The sequence below is a fragment of the Actinokineospora sp. NBRC 105648 genome, assembly GCF_030269645.1.
Classification (GTDB): Bacteria; Actinomycetota; Actinomycetes; order Mycobacteriales; family Pseudonocardiaceae; genus Actinokineospora.
This window is the reverse complement of the sequence record NZ_BSTR01000110.1, coordinates 1-1050: the sequence shown is the minus strand read 5'-3', so window position 1 is coordinate 1050 and position 1050 is coordinate 1. Positions and strand designations below refer to the sequence as shown.

General features: G+C 68.1%; 1 protein-coding gene and 1 pseudogene. Both read right to left on the bottom strand.

All coding sequences use genetic code 11. The features are described from left to right. Positions 1–22 precede the first annotated feature (22 nt). Positions 23–724: an IS5 family transposase gene (locus QSK30_RS36585; RefSeq protein WP_502871949.1), complete on the bottom strand. Its 702-nt coding sequence runs from the start codon at positions 722–724 to the stop codon at positions 23–25. Next, a pseudogene (locus QSK30_RS37260) lies at positions 622–861 on the bottom strand (transposase); the annotation flags it as partial. The gene QSK30_RS36585 and the pseudogene QSK30_RS37260, both read right to left, overlap by 103 nt. Positions 862–1050: the final 189 nt, after the last annotated feature.

Here is a 1050-nt window from a genome sequence, read left to right as displayed (position 1 = left end):
CTAGGGCCTGTATCGAAGTCGATCAGAGCCATTCGTTGATCGCGGCGACATAGACGGTGGCTTCGTAGCGCACGGCCAGCTTGTCGTACCGGGTGGCCACGGCACGGTGGCGTTTGAGCCGGTTGATGCCGCACTCGACCGCGTGGCGCTGCTTGTAGACCTCGGGGTCGAAGGCCGGTGGCCGGCCGCCCTTCGACCCCTTGGCCTTGCGATGCGCGTCCTGGTCGGCCTTGCTCGGGATGGTCGCCCGGATCCCCCGCCGGCGCAGATAAGCCCGGTTGGCCTTCGAGGTGTAGGCCTTGTCCGCCAGGACACGGTCGGGCCGTGTGCGAGGTCGGCCACCGGCCGGACGCGGCACACCGATACCCGCCAACACCGGGACGAACTGCGGGCTGTCGCCACGCTGACCGGCGGTCAGCACGATCGACAGCGGCTTCTGACCCTGTTCGCAGCCCAGGTGCAGTTTCGTGGTCCACCCGCCGCGGGAGCGACCCAACGCGTGATCCTCGGGCTCGGCGGTGCTCCCGCCCGGTGGTTCAGCCTGCAGATCCCCCTTTTCCGCGCTCCCGCCGCATGCTGATGCGCCCGTGCGATCGTGGAGTCCACGCTCACATCCCAGGTGATGCGTCCGGCCACGTCGGCCAAGGCCTGCAGCGCGGTCACGATCCGCCGCCAGACCCCGGCCCGCTGCCAGCGGCGGAACAGCCCATAGGCCGCCGCCCATGATCCATACGCCGCCGGCAGGTCACGCCACGGCGCACCGGTACGCACACGCCACCGGATCCCGTCCATCAACTGCCGTCTGCTCCACAACGACGGCCGACCTGACCGCGACGGCTGGGGCAGCAACGGCTCCAGCACAGCCCACTGCGCGTCAGTCAGGTCGAACCGCCCCGCCACCGCTAGGGTGTCCACGAGGTCTCCGGTGTTCAGGTTCTTCTTGGTCGACGAACCCTTTACCGGAGACCTCGCCCATTCTTGATCACCGACACACCCGACAACGCCAAAATCCAGGTCAGGCAGTCACAGCAACTTCGATACAGGCCCTAG

Coding starts and splice junctions, on each gene's coding strand:
- QSK30_RS36585 (WP_502871949.1), bottom strand. CDS start 724: ATGGGCGGCGGCCTATGGGCTGTTCCGCCGCTGGCAGCGGGCCGGGGT.